Here is a 23,473-nt window from a genome sequence, read left to right as displayed (position 1 = left end):
GACCGCCCACTGTTGCCTGGCTCACACTTGGAGGGACCAATGGAACAAGCTTTCCGTGATATGGAAGTTCGTTCGCCGCCACGCAAGGACAGGCACATGCTCATAGACGACACAGTCTCGCGGCACACCACCACCGTCGCGACGCCGGCGCCGCCAGCGACCCAGACGAGTACCACACTCTACAACCTGGACCTGGCACCCACGAAGGCCTCGGGTCGCCGCTGGGGTAGCTACAGCATCTTCACGCTGTGGACCAACGACGTCCACAACATCGCCAACTACTCGTTCGCCATCGGCCTGTTCGCGCTCGGGCTGGGTGGCGGCCACATGATCCTGTCGCTCATGATCGGCGCGGTCATCGTCTGCGTCGCGATGACCTACGCCGGGTTCATGGGCCAGAAGACGGGCGTGCCCTTCCCCGTGATGAGCCGGATCAGTTTCGGCATCCGCGGCGCCCAGATTCCCGCGATGGTCCGCGCGGTCATCGCGATCGTCTGGTTCGGAATCCAGACCTACCTCGCGTCGATCGTCTTCCGGATCTTCCTCGTCGCCGTCGCGCCCTCCCTCGACCGCTTCGACCACAACTCGATCCTCGGACTCTCCAGCCTCGGATGGATCTGCTTCATCGGGATCTGGGCGATCCAGATCGGCGTCCTCGTCTACGGGATGGAGGCCGTGCGCCGATTCGAGAGCCTGGCCGGTCCGCTGATCCTGGTCACGGTCGGCTCGCTCGCCCTGTGGATGCTGTTCCGCACCGACTTCTCCATCGCGTGGACGTCCGATCAGCCCGCCTCGGGCGGGGAGATGTGGCGGCAGGTCTTCGCAGGCGCAGCCCTGTGGATGTCGATCTACGGCACCCTGATCCTCAACTTCTGCGACTTCTCGCGGCGCTCCCCGTCGAAGACCGCCGTCGTGCGCGGCAACTTCTGGGGCCTGTTCGTCAACGTCCTCGCGTTCGCCGTCATCGCGTTCATTCTGTGCGGCGCCCAGTTCCAGATCGACGGAACCATCATCGACAGCCCCACCGACATCGTCGCGGCGATCCCGAACACCCTGTTCCTGTCGCTGGCCTGCCTCGCCCTCGTGATCGTGACGATGGCCGTCAACGTCATGGCGAACTTCGTCGCACCGTCGTACGTGCTGTCGAACCTCGCCCCCGAGAAGATCAGCTTCCGCAAGGCCGGCATCATCAGCGCCTGCATCGGCGTGGTCCTGCTGCCGTGGAATCTCTACGACAGCCCGGTGGTGATCAACTACTTCCTCGGTGGCCTCGGTGCCGTCCTCGGCCCGCTGTTCGGCATCATCTTCGTCGACTACTGGTTCATCCGCCGCACGAAGGTCGACGTACCCGCCCTCTACTCGGACAGTCCGACCGGAACCTACTACTACCGCAAGGGATTCAACCTGCGGGCGATCTATGCCCTCGTTCCCGCCGCCCTCGTCAGCACCCTGTTCGCGATCGTCCCCGCCTTCCATCTCGTCGCCCCGTTCTCCTGGTTCATCGGAGCGGGCCTGGCGGCAGCAATCTACGCGGTCGTCGGCGACCGCACCCGGCAGTACGTGGACGTGTCCGGCGAGTCCATCGCCGTGGACAGCGGCCACGGCGACCACTGACAGGAGCTTTCGATGCGCATTCTCGTCGTCAACGTCAACACCACGACGTCCATCACGGACGCCATCGCCAAACAGGCCGAGGCCGTCGCGGCACCCGGCACCGAGATCGTCGGGCTCACACCGGAGATCGGTGCGGAATCCGTCGAAGGAAACTTCGAGAGCTACCTCGCCGCGATCGCGGTGATGGACCGGGTGCGGTCGTACCCGGAACCGTACGACGCGGTGATCCAGGCCGGGTACGGCGAACACGGCCGGGAGGGCCTGCAGGAGTTGCTCGACGTCCCCGTCGTCGACATCACCGAGGCGTCCGCAAGTATCGCAATGATGCTGGGACACAAGTACTCCGTGGTCACCACGCTCGACCGCACCGTCCCGCTCATCGAAGACCGGCTCCGGCTCGCGGGCCTCGACGCCAAGTGCGCGAGTGTACGCGCGAGCGGTCTGCCCGTCCTCGCGCTGGAAACCGACCCCGAGCGCACGATCGAGGCGATCGTCGACGAGGCCGAAGCTGCTGTGCGCGAAGACAAGGCCGAGGTGATCTGCCTCGGCTGCGGTGGAATGGCCGGCCTCGACGACCGAATCCGGGAGCGCACCGGCGTTCCGGTGGTCGACGGCGTCAGTGCCGCTGTAAAATTGGCGGAATCTCTTGTAGGGTTGGGTCTCTCGACCTCGAAGGTGCGCACCTACGCGCCCCCGCGTCCCAAGCAGATCACGGGATGGCCGCTCGCGAAACCGCGGTAGTCACCTCTGCAGTGAGTTGTACAGCTTCGTCCTCACCCCGGACGGCCACTACGGCGCCCTATCCCGCGCCCGCAACGATGGAGTATCCCTTTGCTCGAACAGACCACGACCTCCGTAGACCCCGGCCGCGCCGGCTCGGTTCGCGTCATCCGTGAGGGTGTTGCGTCTTATCTGCCGGATATCGACCCGGACGAGACCACGGAGTGGTTGGAATCGTTCGACGGACTGTTGGACCGGTCCGGACCGACCCGTGCCCGGTATCTGATGTTGCGGATGCTCGAGCGGGCCGGGGAGAAGCACGTCGCGTTGCCGGCGTTGACGTCGACCGATTATGTGAACACCATCCCGACGGAGAACGAGCCGTGGTTCCCCGGCGACGAGGAGACCGAGCGCCGGTATCGGGCGTTCATCCGGTGGAACGCGGCGGTGATGGTGACCCGCGCGCAACGCCCCGGCGTCGGGGTCGGTGGCCACATTTCGACGTATGCGTCGTCGGCGGCCCTGTACGAGGTGGGGTTCAACCACTTCTTCCGCGGCAAGGACCATCCCGGGGGTGGGGATCAGATCTTCATCCAGGGCCACGCCTCGCCGGGCATCTACGCCCGCGCGTTCTTGGAGGGGCGGATCCCGGCGGAGCGGATGGACGGGTTCCGGCAGGAACACTCGCACGCCGATCAGGGCGGCGGTCTGCCGTCGTACCCGCACCCCCGCCTGCTGCCGGATTTCTGGGAATTCCCGACCGTGTCGATGGGGTTGGGCCCGATGAACGCGATCTACCAGGCCCGGTTCAACCACTACCTGCACGACCGCGGCATCAAGGACACCTCCGACCAGCACGTGTGGGCGTTTTTGGGTGACGGGGAGATGGACGAACCCGAATCCCGCGGCCTGGCGCACGTGGCGGCCACCGAAGGTTTGGACAACCTGACGTTTGTGGTGAACTGCAACCTGCAGCGCCTCGACGGCCCGGTCCGCGGCAACGGCAAGATCATCCAGGAGTTGGAGTCGTTCTTCCGCGGCGCCGGCTGGAACGTGATCAAGGTGGTCTGGGGCCGCGAGTGGGACGCACTGCTGCACGCGGACCGGGACGGCGCCCTGGTCAACCTGATGAACGTCACCCCCGACGGTGACTACCAGACGTACAAGGCCAACGACGGCGGGTACGTGCGCGAGCACTTCTTCGGGCGGGATCCGCGGACGAAGGAACTGGTGAAGAACCTCTCGGATCGCGACATCTGGAACCTCAAGCGCGGCGGCCACGATTACCGCAAGATCTACGCCGCGTACGCGGCGGCGATGGCGCACAAGGGGCAGCCGACGGTGATCCTGGCGCACACCATCAAGGGCTACACCCTGGGCAAGCACTTCGAGGGCCGCAACGCCACCCACCAGATGAAGAAGCTGACCCTCGACGATCTGAAGAATTTCCGGGACCTGCAGCGCATCCCGATCTCCGACGAAGAGTTGGAGAAGGACCCGAAGATGCCGCCGTACTACCACCCCGGCCCCGATGCCCCGGAAATCCAGTACATGCTCGACCGCCGTAAGGCGTTGGGTGGGTTCCTGCCGCAGCGCCGCACCAGCCCGGCACCGTTGCCGCAGCCGGCGGACTCGACCTACGACGTGGTCCGCAAGGGCTCCGGCAAGCAGCAGGTCGCGACCACCATGGCGTTGGTGCGGATCATGAAGGAGCTGTTGCGGGACAAGGAGATCGGCAAGCGGATCGTCCCGATCATCCCGGACGAGGCCCGCACCTTCGGGATGGACTCCTGGTTCCCCTCTTTGAAGATCTACAACCGCAACGGGCAGCTGTACACCGCGGTGGATGCGGAGCTGATGCTCGCCTACAAGGAATCGGAGATCGGGCAGATCCTGCACGAGGGCATCAACGAGGCCGGCTCGACCGCCTCGTTCACCGCGGTCGGCACCTCGTATGCCACCCACGGTGAGCCGATGATCCCGCTGTACATCTTCTACTCGATGTTCGGGTTCCAGCGCACCGGCGACGGCCTGTGGGCCGCCGCGGATCAGATGGCCCGCGGGTTCGTCCTCGGCGCCACCGCCGGCCGCACCACCCTCACCGGCGAAGGCCTGCAGCACGCCGACGGGCACTCGCTGCTGCTGGCCTCGACCAACCCGGCCGCCGTCGCCTACGACCCGGCGTTCTCCTACGAGATCGCGCACATCGTCAAGGACGGTCTGCGCCGGATGTACGGCGGCACCGACGGGGTGGACGGGTTCGGTGGCGAGGACATCTTCTACTACATCACCCTCTACAACGAGCCCTACTCCCAGCCCGCCGAACCCGCCGACCTCAACGTCGACGGCCTGCTCAAGGGCATGTACCTGTTCAAAAAGTCCGAGGCATCGGGCCCGAAGGCGCAGATCCTGGTCTCCGGAGTCACCATGCCCGAGGGCCTGCGGGCCCAGCAGCTGCTCGCCGACGAGTGGGGTGTGGCCGCCGACGTGTGGTCGGTCACCTCCTGGGGTGAACTGCGCCGCGACGGCATCGAACGGGAGAAGCAGGCCCTGCGCGACCCCGGCACCGACGCCCCGCTGCCGTATGTCACGCAGGCCCTGCGCGACCCCGGCACCGACGCCCCGCTGCCGTATGTCACGCAGGCCCTGTCCGACGCCGCCGGCCCGTTCGTGGCGGCCTCGGACTGGATGCGCGCCGTCGCCGACCAGATCCGCCAGTGGGTCCCCGGCTCGTACACCACCCTCGGCACCGACGGGTTCGGCTTCTCCGACACCCGCCCCGCCGCCCGCCGGTACTTCAACGTCGACGCCGAATCCATCGTCGTCGCCGTGCTGTCCGCCCTCGCCGGCGAAGGCACCCTCGACCGCTCCAAGGCCGTCGAGGCCGCCAACCGGTACCGCATCGACGACGTCCGCGCCGCGGCCGTCTCCTACGCCGACACCGGCAGTGCCTAGAACGGAATCGAAAATCCTATGACAGCAACAGTTTCCGAATACCTCGGCACACCCGGCCGGGAGGTGCCCGCATCGGCGAGGCGCGCGAAGATCGTGTGCACCCTCGGGCCCGCAACGGCAACCGGCGACCGCACACGTGAACTCGTCGACTGCGGAATGGATATCGCACGGCTCAACTTCAGCCACGGCGAACATTCCGATCACGAGGAGAACTACCTCCGGGTGCGGGACGCGTCCGAACGCACCGGCCGGGCGGTGGGTGTTCTCGCCGATCTCCAGGGCCCGAAGATCAGGTTGGGGCGCTTCGCCGAAGGCAGCACCGTCTGGTCGGACGGCGACCTCGTGCGGATCACCGTCGACGAGTGCGACGGCACCCACGACCGGGTGTCGACCACCTACAAGCAGTTGGCGGAGGACGCCGAGCCCGGTGACAGGTTGCTCGTCGACGACGGCAAGATCGGATTGGTCGTCACGGACGTCGACGGCAACGACGTGGTGTGCCGGGTCACCGAGGGCGGTCCGGTCAGCAACAACAAGGGTGTGTCGCTGCCGGGGATGAACGTGTCGGTCCCGGCGCTGTCGGGCAAGGACATCGCCGATCTCGAGTTCGCACTGCATCTCGGTGTCGACCTCATCGCCCTGTCGTTCGTGCGATCGGCGGCAGATATCGAACTCGTCCATGCCGTGATGGATCGGGTCGGCCGCAGGATCCCGGTGATCGCGAAGCTGGAGAAGCCGGAGGCGATCGACAACCTGGAGGCGATCGTGCTCGCGTTCGACGCGGTGATGGTCGCCCGCGGCGATCTGGGCGTCGAGCTTCCTCTCGAACAGGTGCCGCTCGCGCAGAAGCGGGCCATCCAGGTCGCCCGCGAGAATGCGAAGCCGGTCATCGTCGCGACGCAGATGCTCGAGTCGATGATCGAGAACTCACGGCCCACCCGCGCCGAGGCGTCGGACGTGGCCAACGCCGTCCTCGACGGCGCCGACGCCGTCATGCTGTCGGGCGAAACGTCCGTCGGGAAGCACGTGATGGAGACGGTCCGCACCATGGGCCGCATCATCAGCGCGGTGGAGGAGAAGTCCACGCACGTTCCGCCGCTGGCGCACGTACCCCGCACGAAGGGCGGAGTCCTGTCCTACGCGGCGCGCGACATCGGGGAACGATTGGGTGCGGCGGCGCTGGTCGCGTTCACCCAGTCCGGGGACACCGTGCGCCGGCTCGCGCGGCTACACACTCCGCTGCCGTTGCTGGCGTTCACCCCGCTCCCGGCGGTGCGCGCTCAGCTCGCGCTGACCTGGGGGACCGAGACGTTCCTCGTCGACCCCGTCGAGTCGACCGACCAGATGATCCATCAGGTCGACCACGCGCTCCTCGGCCTGGGCCGGTACCAGCGGGGCGACCTCGTCGTCATTGTCGCGGGATCGCCTCCGGGCACCGTCGGCTCGACCAACCTGATCCACGTCCACAGGATCGGCGAGGAAGACCACTGATCGGATGTGACGCTGTAACCGTACGGCCGTCCGCTATTGACAGAACTCGATGGACACGGTTTTCTTAATGTCAAGATACGAAACTGTGTTTTCGCATCGTGGAAGTTTTGCCAAGTGCGGAAGGTGAGTCATTTCATGACTGAGCGTGTTGAGGTCGGCGGTCTGCAGGTCGCGAAGGTGCTCTACGACTTCGTGAACGAGGAGGCGCTGCCGGGGACCGGGGTGGACGCCGACGGGTTCTGGTCGGGTGCGGCCAAGGTGATCGACGAGCTGGCGCCGAAGAACAAGGCCCTGCTGTCCACCCGCGACGACCTGCAGGCCCGGATCGACGGCTGGCACCGCGACCGGGCCGGTACCGTGATCGACCCGGCCGAGTACAAGGCGTTCCTGACCGAGATCGGGTACCTGGTGCCCGAACCGGCCCCGTTCGAGGTGTCCACGGCGAACGTGGACACCGAGATCACCGCCACCGCCGGCCCGCAGCTGGTGGTCCCGGTCCTCAACGCCCGCTTCGCGCTGAACGCCTCCAACGCGAGGTGGGGGTCGTTGTACGACGCCCTGTACGGCACCAACGCCATCCCCGACGACGGCGGCGCGCAGGCCGGTGCCTCCTACAACAAGGTCCGCGGCGACAAGGTCATCGCCTGGGCCCGCACCTTCCTCGACACCGCCGCCCCCCTGACGACCGGGTCGCACGCCGACGCCGCCCGCTACACCGTCGACGGCGCCACCCTGACCGTGCAGCTCGCCGACGGCACGATCACCGGCCTCGCGGAGCCGGGCAAGTTCGTCGGCTACCTCGGCGACCCGGCCGCCCCGACCAGTGTGCTGCTGCGCAACCACGGGTTGCACGCGGAAATCCAGATCGACCCCACCTCCCCGATCGGCCAAACGGACGCGGCCGGGGTCAAGGATGTGGTGCTCGAGTCCGCGGTCACCACCATCATGGACTTCGAGGACTCCGTCGCCGCCGTCGACGCCGACGACAAGGTGATCGGCTACCGCAACTGGCTGGGCCTCAACCGCGGGGACCTGACCGAGGAGATGACCAAGGGCGGCAAAAGTTTCACCCGCCGCCTCAACGGCGACCGCACCTACACCGCCGCGGACGGGTCCGAGCTCACCCTGCACGGGCGGTCGCTGCTGTTCGTCCGCAACGTCGGGCATCTGATGACCACCCCGGCGATCCTGCACGGCGACGGCACCGAAATCCCCGAGGGCATCCTCGACGCCCTGATCACCTCCCTGTGCGCCGTCCACGGACTCAGCACGGGCGATCAGACGGGGCCGTTGGTCAACTCCCGCACCGGGTCGATCTACATCGTCAAACCCAAGCAGCACGGCCCCGACGAGGTCGCGTTCACCACCGAACTGTTCGGCCGGGTCGAGCAGGTGTTGGGGCTGCCCGCCAACACCCTCAAGGTCGGCATCATGGACGAGGAACGCCGCACCACCGTCAACCTCGCCGCCTGCATCCGGGAGGCGTCGGAGCGGGTGGTGTTCATCAACACCGGGTTCCTCGACCGCACCGGCGACGAGATCCACACCTCGATGGAGGCCGGGCCGATGATCCGCAAGGCCGAGATGAAGAAGCAGACCTGGATCACCGCCTACGAGGACTGGAACGTCGACACCGGTCTGGCCTGCGGGTTGCAGGGCAAAGCGCAGATCGGCAAGGGCATGTGGGCGATGACCGAGCTGATGGCCGAGATGCTCGAGCAGAAGATCGGCCACCCCAAGGCCGGCGCGAACACCGCGTGGGTGCCGTCCCCGACCGGGGCCACCCTGCACGCCACCCACTACCACCAGGTCGACGTCGTCGCTGTCCAAAACCGGCTGACGGGGACCCGGCGGGCCACCCTCGACGAGATCCTCACCATCCCCCTCGCCCCGAACACCGACTGGTCCGAGGCCGAGAAGCAGGAAGAACTCGACAACAACTGCCAGTCCATCCTCGGCTACGTGGTCCGCTGGATCGACGCCGGCGTCGGCTGCTCCAAGGTCCCCGACATCCACGACGTCGCCCTGATGGAAGACCGCGCCACCCTCCGCATCTCGTCCCAGCTGCTGGCGAACTGGATCCGGCACGCAGTGGTCACCGCCGACCAGGTCGTGCAGTCGCTGCAACGGATGGCCCCGGTCGTGGACCGGCAGAACCAGAACGACCCCACCTACCGGCCCCTGGCCCCCGACTTCGACACCAACATCGCCTTCCAGGCCGCGAAGGAACTGATCCTCGACGGCACCAAGCAGCCGTCGGGCTACACCGAACCGATCCTGCACCGCCGCCGCCGCGAATACAAAGCAGCCAACGCCTGACCGGTCGCCCCCCACGTGAGTGGCGAAGCGTCCCGCGGGACGCTTCGCCACTCACGTATCAGGTGAGGTTCACCGTCGCGAAGATGTCGCCGGTCGGCTGGGTGGAACCGCCGGGCGGTTCCACACTGAATCCAAGTTCCGTGGACTGGTCGATGTCGTTCACGACCGCGGTGGTCGACGGTGACACGTCATCGGCTTCCATGATTCCGGCGGACACCGGCTCGTGTGACGGTCCGAGCAGCCACATCTGATACACCGAACCCGGTGCGGGCGGCGGGACGTCGTTCATCACCAGCACTCCGGCGTCGACGTCCTTGGAGTACACGACGGTGGCCGAACCGCCACCGGCGATCGGTGCGACCGCCGTGCGGACGTCGTCGGCCGCGAGGATCTGAGCGGGCACGGGTTGGCCGTCCTCGCTCTGCAACTGCTGGGCGACGGTGATGCCACCCACGGCGAGGACGATCACCGCTGCCGCCGCGCTCAACGCCGCCACGAGACGCCTGCGCTTGCGCGCACGAACCTCGTCCAGTGCTATCGGCGCGGGCGAAGCGGCGGTGCCGGGCAGCGCATCGAGGATGCGCCCGAGCAGGTGAGCGGGCGGCTCGACCGCGGTGGACGCCGACTGGGCGGCCATCGTCTCGTGCACACCGCGGACGGTGGTGTCGAATTCGAGGCGAACGTCGGGCGGTGCGCTCTGGACCGCGGTGTCGATCTCGCGGCGCTGCTGATCGTCGACGGCGTCGAGGGCGTACACCTGGGCGAGGTCGAGGATCTCGTGCTGGGACTCATCCATCGAACTGCACCCCCAGACATTGCTTGAGCCTGATCAATCCGTCTCGAATTCGTGATTTCACCGTCGGAAGCGCCACGGACAGCCGTTCCGACACCTCTCGGTACGTCAGGCCTCCGTAATAGGCGAGGACCACCGTTCTCTGCTGGACTTCGGTGAGCGTGCCGAGGCAGTCGACGACGTCGCTGGTGTCGCCGCGTCGGGTGACTTCCTCCGACACCGCGTCGAACGGTCCGTACCAACTCGAGGCGCCGTAGGCGGCTTCCCGTTCGGTGCCGGACTGCTCCGACCGCACCCGGTCGACGGCACGGCGATGAGCGAGGGTGATCAGCCACGACAGCGGCGACCCCTGCTTCGGATCGAATTTGTCCGCGTTGTTCCAGACCTGCAGGTACACCTCTTGGGTGGTTTCCTCGCTGTATCCGGGATCGCGCAGGACCCGCAGCACCATGCCGTACACCCGCGCGCTGGTGCGTTCGTAGAAGTCGCTGAAGGCATCCCGCTCGCCCTGTGCGATACGCGCCAGCAACGCCGTCAGCGTCACGTTCTCCGTGTCCCTGTCGACACCGGTCATCGGCCCATTCCGTTCATCGATCCACAGCCTAATAGCAGGTTGCGGCCGGTGTGACCACGATGGGATCCGAGGGGATGCGAGCGATGCCGGCATGGCACTCACCGCTTCGGCGGCAAGGGGAGGAAATAGCTGGTGCGCTGCTGGTATTCGGGGTAGCCGGGACGCTGCGACATCGTCTTCTCGAGCAGTCGCGCGCCGGTCGCGAACACCAGGAAGTACGTCATGACCACGGGAGACAGCACGGTGACGGCGCCGGGCCACACGCTCGCCGCGATGAGCCAGAGTCCCCACCACACGCAGGAGTCGCCGAAGTAGTTCGGGTGCCGCGTCCACGCCCACAGGCCGACATCCATGATCACGCCCTTGTTGGACGGGTCCGCCTTGAATGCCTTCAACTGGTGGTCGCCGACCGCTTCGAACACGACACCGACCACCCACAGGAGGACTCCGAGTACCGCGACGACCGCGCCGAGGCCGGATGCGGGACCGAGTACGGCCGACATCTGCAGCGGCAGCGAGACGAACCACTGCGCGAGTCCCTGGGTGAGAAAGATCTTCCGGACGACGACCCAGGGCGAGTCGCCGCCCGCCCGGTCGAGCATCTCCACGTAGCGCGGGTCCTCGCCCTTGCCCGCAGACTTGGCGTACATGTGCCAGGTCAGCCGCAGACCCCACACCGCGACGAGCACCACCACCAGCCAGCGGCGCAGTGCGTCGCCGTCGCCGACGACGGCGGCCATGAGCGCTACCAGGACGAAACCGAGGCCCCAGGACACATCGACGACGTTGTAGCGTCCGATCCGCCGCCCGATGAGGAACGTCGCGGCCTGGAGGACGGCGAGCACGAGAACACTCGCCGCGGTGACGGCGCCGAATTCCGACCAGTCGATCCCGTTCATCGGAGCACGCCGGATCCCGCGGAGTCGACCCGCACGGCAGGCATCATCGACCGACCCGCCGCGGTCGGCTTGACGGCCAGGATCTGATCGACACCCATGCGGCCCTGCTCGAAGCTCATCGCGCCGCCGACGAGGTACAACCGCCACACCCGGGCCATCTCGAGCCCGACCATCTCGACGACGTCGTCCCAGCGGGACTCGAACTTCTCCAGCCAGGCGTCGACGGTCCAGACGTAATGCTCACGGAGACCGTGCACGTCGCGCACCTCGAGCCCGGCTCGTTCGAGGTACGCGACGCTCTCACCGACGGGACGCATGGTCATGTCGGGAGCTATGAACGACTCGATGAACGGGCCGCCGCCGGGATGGCGTCCGGTGCGCGACATCTGCTGGATCAGCACCCGCGCACCGGGCTTCGCGTTGTCGTGGAGGGCCTGCGCGTACCGGGCGTAGTTCTTCTCGCCCACGTGCTCACCCATTTCGAGGGACGCGACGGCGTCGAACGGGCCGTCGGGGACCTCGCGGTAATCCTGCAGACGGATCTCGACGCGGTCCTGCAAACCGCGCTCGGCGATCCGCTTGTCGATGAACACTTTCTGCTCACGGGAGATGGTGACACCGACGACGTGTGCGCCGTATTCGGCCGCGGCGTGGAGGCTCAGCGATCCCCAGCCGCATCCGACGTCGAGCAGTCGCATGCCGGTTTCGAGTCCGATCTTGCGGCACACCAGGTCGAGTTTGTCCCGCTGGGCGTCCTCGAGTCCGTAGTCCGAATCCTGCGGCGTTCCCGGCGCATTCCGGGTGAAATAGGCGCACGAGTAGGCCATCTGCGGGTCCAGGATCAGTGCGTAGAAATCGTTGGACAGGTCGTAGTGGTGACTGATCGCGGCGCGGTCGCGCAGCATGCTGTGCAGCCGTCCGCGGATGTTCGCCTGTGCGGCGGGTGCGGGAAGCGGCCCGCCCGTGACACCCAGCTTCGCGGCGACGCGCAACACCTTCGCGACCGTCCACGGGCTCGGCCGGACGCCGCTGAGACCTCGCTCGCGCGCCACCGCCCACACATGTGCCAGGGCCTCGCCCAGGTCGCCCTCGACGTCGATCTCACCCGTCACGTAGGCCTGTGCGGCCCCGAGTTCCCCGGGGCTCCACAGCAATCGGCGCAGGGCGTCGGGACTGCGCAGCACCACCTTCGGCGCCGTCACCGGGCCGGCGGTACTGCCGTCCCACGCGGTCAGATGAACGGGCAATTCCCCGCGGACGAGCGGACGCAACGCCTTGTCGAGTTCGGCGGCAACGGTCACGGTCATGCTCCCGTCTTGTCGAGGACGAACTGCTGGACGTCGATGTAGCCGGAGCGGAACCCGGCCTCGGAGTAGCAGAGGTAGAAATGCCACATGCGGCGGAACGTCTCGTCGAATCCGAGTTCCTCCGCCTGCGCGCTGTGCGCGGCGAACCGGTCCTTCCACAGCCGGAGCGTCTCCGCGTAGTGCTGTCCCATGCTCAGGCGCTCCCGCACCCGTAGCGCGGTGTGTTCGGCGGTGACGGATTCGATCGCCTCCGTCGACGGGAGGAAACCGCCCGGGAAGATGTACTTGTGCACCCAGGTGTAGGTGTTGCGGGTCTGGAGCATCCGATCGTGCGGCATGGTGATCGCCTGCAGCGCGACCTTTCCGCCCGGAGCGAGGAGTTTGTCGAGCACCCGGAAGTAGGTGGCCCAGTACTCATGTCCGACTGCCTCGATCATCTCGACCGACACGATGGCGTCGTACTCGCCGTCGACGTTGCGGTAGTCGAGCAGGTCGATCTGCACGGTGTCCGAGTGGCCGGCCTCGGCGACGCGCAGGCGGGCCAGGCTCTGCTGTTCGCTGGACAGCGTCACCGAGCGGACCACGGCGCCGCGTTCCGCCGCCCGGATGCACAGTTCTCCCCAACCCGTCCCGACCTCGAGCAGCCTGGTGCCCGCACCGACGCCGGCCTCGTCGAGCAGCCGATCGATCTTGCGGCGCTGCGCGTCCGCGAAATCCTCCCACTTCGGGGTGATCTGTGGGACGGGTGCCCGCAGGACCGTCACGTCCCGGACCTGCCCCACCCGGGTCGGGGTCGACGCGAACAGTGCGCTCGAGTACGTCAGCGTCTCGTCGAGGAACGTCTCGAACATCTCGTTGGACAGGTCGTAGTGCCGGGAGATGTTGGAGCGGGTGTTCTGCTCGGTGTTGCGTTCCTGGGCGGGGTGTTTGGCGACATAGAGTGCGCGCAACCGTTGCAGCGGGCGGGGAACGAGGGTCGCCATCCGTGAGGCGAACACGCTCAGCACCGCGGCGAGATCCGGCGACGTCCAGTCGCCGGCCATGTACGACTCGCCGAAACCGATGAGGCCGCTCGTCCCGACCCGCCGGGCGAACGCATCCGGGTTGCGGATGATCATGCGCGGCAGGATCTCCTGTTCCCGGCGCGCCCCAACCAGGGTGCCGTCGGGGTACTCGATGCGGACGTCGAGGTCGGCGGCCGCGCGGCGGAACAGGCGGTCGGCAATCTTCGCCGACAGCGAGGCACGCAGACCGGTCGGCACGTCGGCCAGGCCGGGCCAGATCCGGTTGTCGATCCGCGGATCCTCGACGGTGAACGCGAGGTCGGCGGTACTGACGGCAGGCGATGCGTCCATGTCCGTGTCCTTGTTCCTTCTCACTGAACTGTCTCCTTCTGCCGGCCGTCGGGCCGAGCCGTGACGGGGAGTCCACGGGCCCACAAAGTGATCCCCTGGATGCGAATGCGAGCCGACACCACGAGAGGTGCCAGGGGAGTGCGTAGTTGGGTCCTCAGGACCGTGCGGTGGGTGGCGGGCTGCCGCGTTCCCCGCACCGTCGCGGTGAACGGGGCGTGCCCGTCCCGGTGGAGTACCACGTTCAGCGAGAGCGTGTCGCCGGGCTCGGGGAACCACATCTCGTAACGGCCGCTCACGTCGTTGAACGGGGAGACGTAGAACTGCTTGTCCACCTCGGCACGGTCGCGGCTGTCGGGTCGGATCAGGTAGCTGTGCCGCTGACCATAGGTGTTGTGTACCTCGGCGATCACACAGCGGAGGCTGCCGTCGACGTCGTGGCACCAGTACACGCTGAGCGGGTTGAACACGTACCCGAGCACCCGCGCGTTCAGGAGCGCCGTCACCGTCCCGCCGCCGAGGTCGATTCCGTGGGTGGCGAGGAACGCATCCACCCTGGCGCGCAGCGTGTCCGCGGCGGCACCGGGGACCGGCTCGAAGTGGTCCTCGGCGCGGAAGCGGGCGAACGGGCCGAGCCACCCGGGCAGGTGTGGAAGGTCGTCGACGTCGACGTACCAGCTGTAGCTCGAATACTGGAAACTGTTGCGGACGGGTTCGGTGCGGGCGTGCCGGATCGTCGTCGAGTAGATCGCCGGCGCGGTCATGACACCGTCTCCCGGTCGCGGTGTCGTCCGGCATGTGTATCCCACGAGCCGCCGATCCGTTCGGCGGCGCGCAGGCCCGAGAGTGCCCCGTCCTCGTGGAACCCCCAGCCATGGTAGGCGCCCGCGAAAGCAAATGTGCCGGAGCCGAGTTCGCTCAGCCGCGACTGCGCCGCCACGGATTCGGGGGTGTAGACGGGGTGCTCGTACGTCATCTCGGCGACGACCGTCGACGGGTCGACGAGGTGCTTCCCGCCGAGCGTGACGAGGAACCGCCGGTCGTGCACGGTGTTCAGGCGCATCAGCCGGGTCATGTCGTAGGTGACGATGACGCCCGTCGCGTCCGTGCTGTCGGCGGGAGTCAGGTAGTTCCAGGAGGCCCGGGCGTTCTCCGCGCGGGGGAGCAGCGACTCGTCGGTGTGCAGCTGGGCGTGATTCACCGAGTACGGCATGTCGCCGAGGATCTCGATCTCGAGGTCCGCGGCGTCGCCGAGCAGGGCGAGCGCCTGACGGGGGTGAACGGCCACCACCACGGCGTCGAAGTACCGGACGTCGTCGCTGCCGTCGACGACGCACGCGCCGCCGTCCTGGGTGCGTTCCACCCGCTGCACGGGGGTGCCGAGAAGTATCTCGTCGAGGTGCGCCGCCACCTTCTCGACGTAGCGGGCCGAGCCGCCCGTCACGGTGCGCCACGTGGGTGATCCGAAGACGGTGAGCATTCCGTGGTGCTCGAGAAAAGTGAACAGGTAGCGGGCCGGGTAGTGCGCCGCTGTCGTGGGATCGCACGACCACACCGCCGCGACGAGTGGAGTCATGAAATTCTCGACGAAGTACGGGCTGAAACCGCTGCGGCTCAGGAACTCGCCCAGCGGTTCCTGCGCGCCGGCCTCGTCGACCGGGGTGTCGAGCACGGCTCGGGCACAACGGTGGAACCGGAGGACCTCGCCGAGCATCCGCCAATACCGCGGCCGGGCAAGGGTGCGGGCGGTGGGGAACAGCCCGCGGATCCCCTTCGCGCCTGCGTATTCGAGCCCGCTCGCATCGGATCGGATCGACATCGACATGTCCGAATCCTGGGTGGCCACGTCGAGTTCGGCGAACAGGCGCAGCAGCGTGGGGTAGGTGCGGTCGTTGTGCACGATGAAGCCCGTGTCGACGTCCACTTCTGCGCCCGAGTCGAGTGTCAGGTGGTGCGTGTGGGCGTGGCCGCCGAGACGGGCGTCGGCCTCGTAGAGGGTGACGCGGTCGTGGCGGGACAGAACGTAGGCGGCGGTCAACCCTGCGACGCCGCTGCCGATCACCGCGACGTTCCTGCGTTCGAGCTTCTCCGAATCATGCATGGCGACCTGCTTTCCGGTCAGTCGGTGCGGCGACGACACCTTCCGCGGCGAAGGCGTCGAGAACGAAATCGGCGGTGATGCGATGCCACCAGCGTGGCCGGGTGAGCATGAAGTGTCCGGCTCCCGTCAGGGGAATCCACGAGGCGTTCACCCCACGAGCCAGCGCCTGCTCGGTCTGGACCCGGGAAGCTGTGGGATCCGTCCAGCGGTCGGCGGTTCCGTGCGCGACCATCAGGCTGCGGTCGGCGGGCACCAGTTCGCCGTCGGACGCGGGCCACCAGGGTGCGAGCGCGGCGATCGCCCGGACGTTGTCGAGGGCGGCGAGGTGGGCGGCGACGCGGCCGCCCATCGAATGCCCGACGACGGCGACGGGGACGTCCCCGAACCGCAGCCGGGCCCGTTCGACGGCTACCCGGGCGTCGTGCACCGGGCTGGCCTCGGGGGCGTTCCATCCGCGGACCCGGTACTGCAACCGCTCCACGACGATTCCGTGCCGCCCGAGCCTCGACCTCAGAGACCAGGCCATCCAGGTCATGCGCAGATTCGACAGATGCCAGCACCGCGAGGGTGCCTGACTGCGTGGTTTGCCGCCGGGCAGCACGAGCACGTACGCCGGGGCGGTGGGTGAGCCTTTCTCCATAACCGTTATTCGGAGCTGACTTTGCGTCGGATGGGCGGACCCCCACCCGCTCACGTGAGTGGCGAAGCGTGCTCGAGCACACCGTGGCACTCACGTGGGAGCACGCAAGAGCCCGGCGGCATCGGTGTGGGACCGATGCCGCCGGGCACGGAGAACTCTGAGACGAGCGTGCTTACTGGGGCATCAGGACGGTGTCGACCAGGTACACCGTGGCGTTGGCGGTCTGGACGCCACCGCAGATGACGCCGGCGTCGTTGACCTTCAGGTCGTCGCCCGAACCGGTGACAGTGACCGTGCCACCCTCGACGGTCGTGTGCTGGCCGTCGATGTCACTCGGCGCGATCTGGCCGGGGACCACGTGGTAGGTCAGGACCTTGGTGAGCAGCGCCGGGTCGGTCTTGAGGGTCTCGATCGTGGCCGGGTCGACCTTCGCGAACGCGGCATCCACCGGCGCGAACACCGTGAACTGTCCGCTGTTCAGCGTGTCCACCAGGTTGACCTGCGGGTTGAGCTGACCGGATATGGCGGCGGTGAGGGTGGTGAGCAGCGGGTTGTTGGACGCGGCGGTCGCGACCGGATCCTGCGCCATGCCGCTGACCGAACCGGCACCGTCGGGCACCGTCTTCGCGTACTCGGCGCAGCCCGGACCGACCAGGTTGGCGGCGGGATCGGCCATCGCGGACGAGGTCATCGAACCGGACGACATCGACTCGGACGTCATCGCCTCCGAGGCGGAGCCGCTGCTCGACGAGTCGCTGTCGTCCGACGAACACGCTGCGCCCAGCAGGACGAGGGACGTGCTCGCTGCGACTGCCAGAACTCGTGTGCTGATGTTCATGGGTTATTGCCTCTCTCCGGTGTGGGTGCGGATGAGCACCATCGACAGGCATTCGGAGCGGTCTCCGGAACGGATGGGTCGAAGGTTGTCCCGGATCGACCCATCCGATCCGGAAGTGGCGTCGAATGTCCCGAGAGAGGGTGCTGCACAGGCACTCCGTTCAGGTTGCCCGTTTCGTCGACGCATGATCGTGAAAGGACCCGAGATGACACTCTCGAAGGCTCGTGGATTCGCCGCAGGACTGCTGGCCGCCGCTGCGGCCGTGGTGCTGGCGGCGAGCCCGGCGCAGGCTCAGCCCGGTGCGCTCGCACCAGTCCCGTCCCTCGACGTGCCGCGGTACCTCGGCACGTGGTATCAGTTGGCCGCTGTGCCACAGCCCTTCAACCTGGACTGCGCGCGGGACACCAGGGCGACGTACGGACTCGTGGACTCGTCGAACGTCAGCGTCGCCAACTCGTGCACCACCTGGGCGGGAGGGACGAACGGAATCAACGGCAATGCGCGTGTCAACGACCCGGTCACCAATGCGCTACTCCACGTGAGTTTCCCGGACGTGCCGTTCCAGAGTTCACCGGACGGTCCCACCAACTATGTGGTCACCTACATCGCCGACGACTACTCGTGGGCGCTCGTCGGTGACCCGGCACGGGCTTCGGGTTTCGTCCTCTCCCGCAACCCGGCGGTCGACGACGTGGGATGGAAGCAGATCCGGCAGGTGGTGGAATCGCGTGGCTACAACTCGTGCCTGCTGCTGACGTCCCCGACCACCGGTGGCCGAGAGGCTATTCAGCCGCTCTGCACGGTCTGACGGGCAGCGGAGCCGGTGATGTTCTCCATCATGCCTTTGAAGATGATTCCGTGGAACGGCATGATGGAGTACCAGTACAGCCTTCCGGCGAGGCCTTTCGGGAAGAAGATGGCCCGCTGATCGAGTCGGGACCGGTCGGAATCCACACTGTGGACGCGCCATTCGAGCCACGCCCCGCCCGGTGCCCGCATCTCGGCGCGCAGTCGTAGCAGGGACCCCCGGTCGATGCGTTCGACCCGCCAGAAGTCCAGGGGGTCGCCGGTGTTGAGCTGCTTCGGGTTCCGGCGTCCGCGGGTGAGACCGACACCGCCGACCACACGGTCGAGCCAGCCGCGCACCGACCACGCGAGGGGGAACGAGTACCAGCCGTTCTCACCGCCGATGCTCTCCACGACGCTCCACAGCGTTCCGGCGTCCGCGTCGCAGTCCATGGTGCGTTCGTCGGTGTAGACGACCTCACCGGCCCAATCCGGGTCGGACGGCAACGGATCGGACGGGGCGCCGACCGGGGACGCACTGGCCCATGTCGTCTCCACCTCGCCGTTGTCGATGCGCCGCAACGCCAGTCGCACGGCGTCCCGGTACGTGGTCAGGCCTGCCTTCGGCGGTGGGATGACGTCGTCGATGTCGTGCTCGGAGGCGACGGCGTCGTTCTGCAGGGATTCGATCAGGGCCCGCCCGAGCGAGCGGGGGATCGGGGTGACCAGGCCGATCCACAGACCGGCGAGCTTCGGGGTCAGCACCGGAAGGACGAGGATGCGACGCTGACGGAGACCGGCGACCTCGGCGTATGTCTGCATCATCTCGCCGTAGCGGATGACGTCGGGGCCGCCGATGTCGAAGGTGCGGCTGCGCGGCAACGGTGCCTCCGCTGCGGCGACGAGGTAGTGCAGCACGTCGCGGACCGCGATCGGCTGGATCTTGTTGTTCACCCACCGCGGGGTGGTCATCACGGGGAGCCGGTTGGTGAGGTGGCGGATCATCTCGAACGACGCAGAACCGGAGCCGATGACGACCCCGGCCTGCAGAACCATTGTGGGAACGCCGGAGTCGACGAGAATCTGCCCCACCTGTGTGCGGGAGTGCAGGTGCGGAGAGAGGTCCACCGAGTCGGGATGAAGCCCGCCGAGGTAGACGATCCGGCCGACACCGGACGTGCGGGCAGCCTCGGCCACGTTCTCCGCGCTGACGCGTTCGGCCTCCTCGAACTCGTCCGAACCACCCATCGAATGCACGAGGTAGTAGACGACGTCCACGTCCGTGAAAGCGGCAGAAAGGGATTCGGGATCGCTCAGGTCGCCGCGGGCGATCTCGACGTCGGACGCCCACGGGACGTCGGTCAGTTTCTCGGGTGAACGCACCAGCACCCGCACCCGATAGCCGGCTTGCGAGAGCCGGGGAGCGAGGCGTCCGCCGATGTATCCGGTGGCACCGGTGACCAGTACACGTAACTGCGTCATTCCCACACGCTACTCGTCGTTGTCACCGCCTCGCCCGCCATCGCGGCTAAGGTCGGGTCATGGGCATCGTGCATTCGAGTGTGGTCGAGGCCTCGCGGGACGAGTTGTTCGCCTGGCACACGAGGGCCGGGGCGTTCACCCGGCTCTCACCGCCGTGGCAGCCACTGAGTCTCGCGAAGGAATCCGAGTCTCTGAAATCGGGTCGTGCAGATTGCGCCTACCCGGCGGACTGACGTGGATCGCGCAGCACGACGCCAAGGAGTACGACCCCCCGCACCGGTTCGTCGACTATTCGGCCGCGCTGCCGCTGCGCCTGCTGGTGCCGTGGCGGCACACGCACACGTTCGACGTCGTGTCCGAGGGCCGGACCCGGGTCACCGACCGGGTCGACACCATCGTGCCCGGCCACTTCCTCCGCTCGACGTTCGTCTACCGCCACCGCCAGCTCGCCGACGACATGGACCGGCACCACTGGGCGTCCACACTCCTGCCCGGCCCCCTCACCATCGCCGTGACGGGGAGCTCCGGTCTGGTCGGCTCCGCCCTCACTGCGTTCCTGAGCACCGGCGGGCACCGAGTGATCCGGCTCGTGCGCCGCGCGCCCGGCACACCCGACGAGCGGCGCTGGAACCCGGACGCTCCTGCCGCGGACCTGCTCGACGGAGTCGACGCCGTGATCCACCTCGCAGGCGCGTCCATCGCGGGACGGTTCACCGACGGTCACCGCCGGGCGATCAGGGACAGTCGCATCGAGCCCACCCGTCGGCTGGCGGAAGTGGCGGCAGCGTCCGGGCAGGGACCGAAGATCTTCGTCGGTGCGTCGGCGATCGGGTACTACGGCCCCGACCGCGGCGACGAGGTGCTGCACGAGCAGGACCCGCGGGGCGACGGCTTCCTCGCCGACGTCGTGGCGGACTGGGAGGACGCGGCGAAGCCTGCCGCCGACGCCGGACTGCGGGTGGTGCACGTCCGCACCGGGATCGTCCAGTCGCCGAGCGGTGGCGTGCTGCGCCTGCAACGGCCGCTGTTCGAGGTCGGACTCGGAGGTCGTCTCGGTGCCGGAACGCAGTGGCTGTCGTGGATCGACATCGACGATCTGATCGACGTCTACCATCGCGCCGTCGTCGATTCGGGATTGAGCGGTCCGGTCAACGCGGTGGCGCCGAATCCGGTTCGCAACGAGGAGTACACCGCAGTCCTGGCGTCGGTACTGCACCGTCCGGCCTTCCTCCCGGTCCCCGATTTCGGGCCGAAGCTCCTGCTCGGAGAGCAGGGTGCGCGCGAACTCGCCCTCGCCGATCAGCGCGTCGCCCCGGGCAAGCTCCTCGACCGCGGTCACCGGTTCCGGCGCCCCGACCTCGACACGGCGCTGCGCCACCAGCTCGGGCGGTTCAAGGCCGACGAGGGGTGACGCAGCGCAACCGCGTGGATCAGGTGTGCGCCAGTACCTGCCGGCTCTCCACTCGGGCCTTGGTGGAGATCCGGGCCGCCGCCGCGGCGAGAACGCAGATACCCGCAACTGCCGAGGCGGCAAGGACCCAGTTGTCGTCGCCGCCGATCAGGGCGTAGCAGATCGTGGGTGCGAAGCCGGTGAGCAGGAAGCTCAATTGGGTTGACACAGCGACACCGGTGTAACGGACGTTCGGCGTGAACATCTCGGCGAAGAACGACGGCCACAGGGCATTGGGAGCCGAGTACACGACGCCCTTGAGTCCCACCGTCGCGATGACGATGAGTACCGTACTGCCGGTGGAGATCGCGCCGAGGAACGCGAAGACCCCCACGGCACACAGCAGACAGCCGCTGACGTACACCACTTTCCGGCCGATCCGGTCCGCGATGAATCCGAACAGCGGATGGAAGAACAGCGCGACCACTTGGCTGGCGGCGATCGCCGTGAGCATCGTGGACCGATCGACACCGTGTTCCTGTGTCGCGTACGACAGGCCGAAGACGATCACGATCGTCGAGATGACCGTATTGAAGGCCGCGACGAAGACGATCACGGTCGCGCGCAGCTGAGTGCGGAGGAGCGTGGTCACGGGGAATTCCGATACAGCATCCTCCTTTTCGGCTTCGACGAACTCGGGGGATTCGTCCACCCCGCGCCGCACCAGGAGGGTGATGAACACCATGACGAAGCTGAGGAGGAACGGGATACGCCATCCCCAGGTGAGAAGCTGCTCCTCGGGCAACGCTCCCACGGGGATGAAGATCAAGGTCGCCAGGATCGAACCGGTGGCGGCGCCGTTGAGGAGCCAACTCGTGTAGAAGCCGCGACTCTTCTCGGGGGAGTGCTCCATGGTGAGCAGGCTGGCCCCGACCTGCTCGCCGCCGGCAGAAATTCCCTGCAGGAGCCTGCATACGACGAGGAGGGCGGGCGCTGCGGCGCCGATGGTCGCATGGGTGGGCAGCAGCCCGATGGCGAAGGTCGACGCGCCCATGAGGAGCAATGTGAAGAGGAGGACGTTCTTGCGGCCGATCCGATCGCCGGCGTGCCCGAAGAGCAGGGCCCCGAGCGGTCGCGCGATGTAGGCGGCCCCGAATGTGGCGAGCGATGCCAGTGTGCCGGCAGCGGAATCACTGTTGGGAAAGAAGATCTTGCCGAAGACCAGGGCCGCGGCCGTGCCGTAGACGAAGAAGTCGTAGTACTCGACGACGCTGCCGAGGAAACTTCCGAGTGCTGCCCTGCGGGCCATCTTCTTGCTGGGCTGAGGAGTCGGATCGTCGGGGTGAGGGCATGTGGAGTGTGTTCCTTTGGCTTGTTACCCGGTGAAGGCGAGGCAGGGGTGGTGTGGGTACTGAGGCGAGCGCGTCACGGCGCCGCCGCGAGTTGGGCGCCGCCGCACACGTGCAGCACTTCGCCGGTGATGAACGTGGCCCTGTCGGACGTGAGGAACTCGACGGCGTCGACGATGTCGTCGGCTGTCGCGAGACGGCCGAGAGGCGACATCCTGGTGTGTCTGTCGACGAACAGCGCGAATTCGTCGTCTGTGCGCCCACCCTGGGTGAAGGGCGTGACAACCATGCTGGGCGCGACGGCGTTGGTGGTGACACCGAGGGGACCGAGCTCGACTGCCAGGGAGCGGGTGAGGCCGACGACTCCGGCCTTGGAGGTGACATAGGCGGTGGGTCCGCCGCTCAGCCAGGTTCGTGAGGTGATGTTGACGACCCGTCCCGACCCGGTGCGAGACCAGATCGGAACGGCACTCCGGCACAGCGACATCGGACCGCGAAGGTTCACTGCCATCGCCGTGTCCCATTCGGCGTCGTCGACGTTCGCGAGCCGTGCGCGCGGGTTGATCGCCGCATTGTTCACGAGGCGGTCCAACCGCCCGAAATCTTCGTCGATTCGCTTGACGGCGAGGCGGATCGATTCCTCGTCGGCGATGTCTACGACCCATCCGAGAACCTGTGCGCCGGTCTCGTCCGACAGCGTCCGGGCAACGGCCCGCACGGCATCCGCGTTGTTGTCGAGGAGGATCACGGTGTCACCGCCCTGCGCGAATCGGCGGCTGATCGCCGAGCCGAGGGCCCCTGCGCCTCCGGTCACAACTGAAACCGGGGTGTTGTGGTATTCGTTCATGATCGTCCTGTCGAGA

The 23,473-nt window shown here is 67.3% G+C and carries 18 protein-coding genes and 1 pseudogene; 7 read left to right on the top strand and 12 right to left on the bottom strand.

The genetic code is table 11. From position 1 onward, the window contains the following. The first annotated feature begins 96 nt into the window (after window positions 1–96). From ACLIVD_RS31795 to ACLIVD_RS31775, 5 genes are all read left to right on the top strand, one after another. Window positions 97–1,614: an NCS1 family nucleobase:cation symporter-1 gene (locus ACLIVD_RS31795; RefSeq protein WP_491931234.1), complete on the top strand. Its 1,518-nt coding sequence runs from the start codon at window positions 97–99 to the stop codon at window positions 1,612–1,614. 12 nt (window positions 1,615–1,626) lie between these two features. Further along, on the top strand, window positions 1,627–2,355 hold the full coding sequence (locus tag ACLIVD_RS31790; RefSeq protein ID WP_491931233.1) for an aspartate/glutamate racemase family protein: 729 nt from the start codon (window positions 1,627–1,629) through the stop codon (window positions 2,353–2,355). Between the two features lie 84 nt (window positions 2,356–2,439). Further along, window positions 2,440–5,289, top strand: coding sequence for a pyruvate dehydrogenase (acetyl-transferring), homodimeric type (gene aceE / locus ACLIVD_RS31785; protein WP_491932943.1), 2,850 nt, complete (start codon window positions 2,440–2,442; stop codon window positions 5,287–5,289). An 18-nt stretch (window positions 5,290–5,307) separates the two neighbouring features. Further along, window positions 5,308–6,780, top strand: a complete 1,473-nt coding sequence (gene pyk / locus ACLIVD_RS31780) for a pyruvate kinase (protein WP_491931232.1) — start codon at window positions 5,308–5,310, stop codon at window positions 6,778–6,780. 135 nt (window positions 6,781–6,915) lie between these two features. After that, window positions 6,916–9,099, top strand: coding sequence for a malate synthase G (locus ACLIVD_RS31775; protein ID WP_491931231.1), 2,184 nt, complete (start codon window positions 6,916–6,918; stop codon window positions 9,097–9,099). A gap of 58 nt (window positions 9,100–9,157) precedes the next feature. On the opposite strand, the gene ACLIVD_RS31770 is transcribed toward ACLIVD_RS31775, so the two are convergent. The 9 genes from ACLIVD_RS31770 to ACLIVD_RS31730 all read right to left on the bottom strand — a co-directional run bounded on the left by ACLIVD_RS31770 (window position 9,158) and on the right by ACLIVD_RS31730 (window position 17,603). Next, entirely contained in the window at window positions 9,158–9,895 is a 738-nt protein-coding gene (locus tag ACLIVD_RS31770) for an anti-sigma factor (protein ID WP_283333678.1), read from the bottom strand. Then, window positions 9,888–10,466, bottom strand: coding sequence for a sigma-70 family RNA polymerase sigma factor (locus ACLIVD_RS31765; protein ID WP_011595276.1), 579 nt, complete (start codon window positions 10,464–10,466; stop codon window positions 9,888–9,890). The genes ACLIVD_RS31770 and ACLIVD_RS31765 overlap by 8 nt, the downstream gene beginning before the upstream one ends. 98 nt (window positions 10,467–10,564) lie before the next feature. Continuing rightward, a complete protein-coding gene (locus tag ACLIVD_RS31760; RefSeq protein WP_283333679.1) occupies window positions 10,565–11,365 on the bottom strand; it encodes a DUF1295 domain-containing protein in 801 nt (266 codons plus the stop codon). Beyond that, window positions 11,362–12,672: a class I SAM-dependent methyltransferase gene (locus ACLIVD_RS31755; protein ID WP_283333680.1), complete on the bottom strand. Its 1,311-nt coding sequence runs from the start codon at window positions 12,670–12,672 to the stop codon at window positions 11,362–11,364. The genes ACLIVD_RS31760 and ACLIVD_RS31755 overlap by 4 nt, the downstream gene beginning before the upstream one ends. Beyond that, entirely contained in the window at window positions 12,669–14,051 is a 1,383-nt protein-coding gene (locus ACLIVD_RS31750; protein ID WP_280780610.1) for a class I SAM-dependent methyltransferase, read from the bottom strand. The genes ACLIVD_RS31755 and ACLIVD_RS31750 overlap by 4 nt, the downstream gene beginning before the upstream one ends. Further along, window positions 14,048–14,788 carry a DUF1365 domain-containing protein gene (locus ACLIVD_RS31745; protein WP_283333681.1) on the bottom strand — a complete coding sequence of 247 codons (741 nt, stop codon included), beginning with the start codon at window positions 14,786–14,788 and terminating at the stop codon, window positions 14,048–14,050. The genes ACLIVD_RS31750 and ACLIVD_RS31745 overlap by 4 nt, the downstream gene beginning before the upstream one ends. Continuing rightward, window positions 14,785–16,125 carry an NAD(P)/FAD-dependent oxidoreductase gene (locus ACLIVD_RS31740; RefSeq protein ID WP_283333682.1) on the bottom strand — a complete coding sequence of 447 codons (1,341 nt, stop codon included), beginning with the start codon at window positions 16,123–16,125 and terminating at the stop codon, window positions 14,785–14,787. The genes ACLIVD_RS31745 and ACLIVD_RS31740 overlap by 4 nt, the downstream gene beginning before the upstream one ends. Next, window positions 16,118–16,765 (bottom strand): alpha/beta fold hydrolase, encoded by a 648-nt coding sequence (locus ACLIVD_RS31735; RefSeq protein ID WP_317571710.1) that lies wholly within the window; start codon window positions 16,763–16,765, stop codon window positions 16,118–16,120. Before ACLIVD_RS31735 ends, ACLIVD_RS31740 begins: the two co-directional genes overlap by 8 nt. Window positions 16,766–16,937: 172 nt before the next feature. Then, on the bottom strand, window positions 16,938–17,603 hold the full coding sequence (locus ACLIVD_RS31730; protein WP_283333684.1) for a fasciclin domain-containing protein: 666 nt from the start codon (window positions 17,601–17,603) through the stop codon (window positions 16,938–16,940). A 205-nt stretch (window positions 17,604–17,808) separates the two neighbouring features. Here ACLIVD_RS31730 and ACLIVD_RS31725 point away from each other — a divergent pair, with 205 nt between their 5' ends. Then, complete coding sequence (locus tag ACLIVD_RS31725) at window positions 17,809–18,411, top strand: lipocalin family protein (RefSeq protein WP_283333685.1); 603 nt, start codon at window positions 17,809–17,811, stop codon at window positions 18,409–18,411. On the opposite strand, the gene ACLIVD_RS31720 is transcribed toward ACLIVD_RS31725, so the two are convergent. Beyond that, window positions 18,390–19,871: an SDR family oxidoreductase gene (locus ACLIVD_RS31720; RefSeq protein WP_283333686.1), complete on the bottom strand. Its 1,482-nt coding sequence runs from the start codon at window positions 19,869–19,871 to the stop codon at window positions 18,390–18,392. The two genes, ACLIVD_RS31725 and ACLIVD_RS31720, sit on opposite strands and share 22 nt — an antisense overlap. Window positions 19,872–19,930: 59 nt before the next feature. On the opposite strand from ACLIVD_RS31720, the pseudogene ACLIVD_RS31715 reads away from it, so the two are divergent. Then, window positions 19,931–21,282: pseudogene (locus ACLIVD_RS31715) on the top strand (TIGR01777 family oxidoreductase). A 19-nt stretch (window positions 21,283–21,301) separates the two neighbouring features. On the opposite strand, the gene ACLIVD_RS31710 reads toward ACLIVD_RS31715, so the two are convergent. Both ACLIVD_RS31710 and ACLIVD_RS31705 read right to left on the bottom strand, forming a co-directional pair. Next, window positions 21,302–22,570, bottom strand: coding sequence for an MFS transporter (locus ACLIVD_RS31710; RefSeq protein WP_283333688.1), 1,269 nt, complete (start codon window positions 22,568–22,570; stop codon window positions 21,302–21,304). A gap of 116 nt (window positions 22,571–22,686) precedes the next feature. After that, a complete protein-coding gene (locus ACLIVD_RS31705) occupies window positions 22,687–23,457 on the bottom strand; it encodes an SDR family NAD(P)-dependent oxidoreductase (protein WP_283333689.1) in 771 nt (256 codons plus the stop codon). Window positions 23,458–23,473: the final 16 nt, after the last annotated feature.

This window comes from Rhodococcus sp. G6(2025) (genome assembly GCF_058628105.1).
This window is presented reverse-complemented; position numbering and strand designations above follow the sequence as displayed.

Excerpts from the sequence above, each read along its gene's own strand:
- ACLIVD_RS31710 (WP_283333688.1), bottom strand. The coding sequence starts at position 22,570 with ATGGCCCGCAGGGCAGCACTCGGAAGTTTCCTCGGCAGCGTCGTCGAG.
- ACLIVD_RS31765 (WP_011595276.1), bottom strand. The coding sequence starts at position 10,466 with ATGACCGGTGTCGACAGGGACACGGAGAACGTGACGCTGACGGCGTTG.
- ACLIVD_RS31760 (WP_283333679.1), bottom strand. The coding sequence starts at position 11,365 with ATGAACGGGATCGACTGGTCGGAATTCGGCGCCGTCACCGCGGCGAGT.
- ACLIVD_RS31725 (WP_283333685.1), top strand. The coding sequence starts at position 17,809 with ATGACACTCTCGAAGGCTCGTGGATTCGCCGCAGGACTGCTGGCCGCC.
- ACLIVD_RS31770 (WP_283333678.1), bottom strand. The coding sequence starts at position 9,895 with ATGGATGAGTCCCAGCACGAGATCCTCGACCTCGCCCAGGTGTACGCC.
- ACLIVD_RS31755 (WP_283333680.1), bottom strand. The coding sequence starts at position 12,672 with ATGACCGTGACCGTTGCCGCCGAACTCGACAAGGCGTTGCGTCCGCTC.
- ACLIVD_RS31720 (WP_283333686.1), bottom strand. The coding sequence starts at position 19,871 with ATGACGCAGTTACGTGTACTGGTCACCGGTGCCACCGGATACATCGGC.
- ACLIVD_RS31795 (WP_491931234.1), top strand. The coding sequence starts at position 97 with ATGCTCATAGACGACACAGTCTCGCGGCACACCACCACCGTCGCGACG.
- ACLIVD_RS31705 (WP_283333689.1), bottom strand. The coding sequence starts at position 23,457 with ATGAACGAATACCACAACACCCCGGTTTCAGTTGTGACCGGAGGCGCA.
- ACLIVD_RS31745 (WP_283333681.1), bottom strand. The coding sequence starts at position 14,788 with ATGACCGCGCCGGCGATCTACTCGACGACGATCCGGCACGCCCGCACC.
- ACLIVD_RS31730 (WP_283333684.1), bottom strand. The coding sequence starts at position 17,603 with ATGAACATCAGCACACGAGTTCTGGCAGTCGCAGCGAGCACGTCCCTC.
- ACLIVD_RS31775 (WP_491931231.1), top strand. The coding sequence starts at position 6,916 with ATGACTGAGCGTGTTGAGGTCGGCGGTCTGCAGGTCGCGAAGGTGCTC.
- ACLIVD_RS31740 (WP_283333682.1), bottom strand. The coding sequence starts at position 16,125 with ATGCATGATTCGGAGAAGCTCGAACGCAGGAACGTCGCGGTGATCGGC.
- ACLIVD_RS31790 (WP_491931233.1), top strand. The coding sequence starts at position 1,627 with ATGCGCATTCTCGTCGTCAACGTCAACACCACGACGTCCATCACGGAC.
- pyk (WP_491931232.1), top strand. The coding sequence starts at position 5,308 with ATGACAGCAACAGTTTCCGAATACCTCGGCACACCCGGCCGGGAGGTG.
- ACLIVD_RS31735 (WP_317571710.1), bottom strand. The coding sequence starts at position 16,765 with ATGGAGAAAGGCTCACCCACCGCCCCGGCGTACGTGCTCGTGCTGCCC.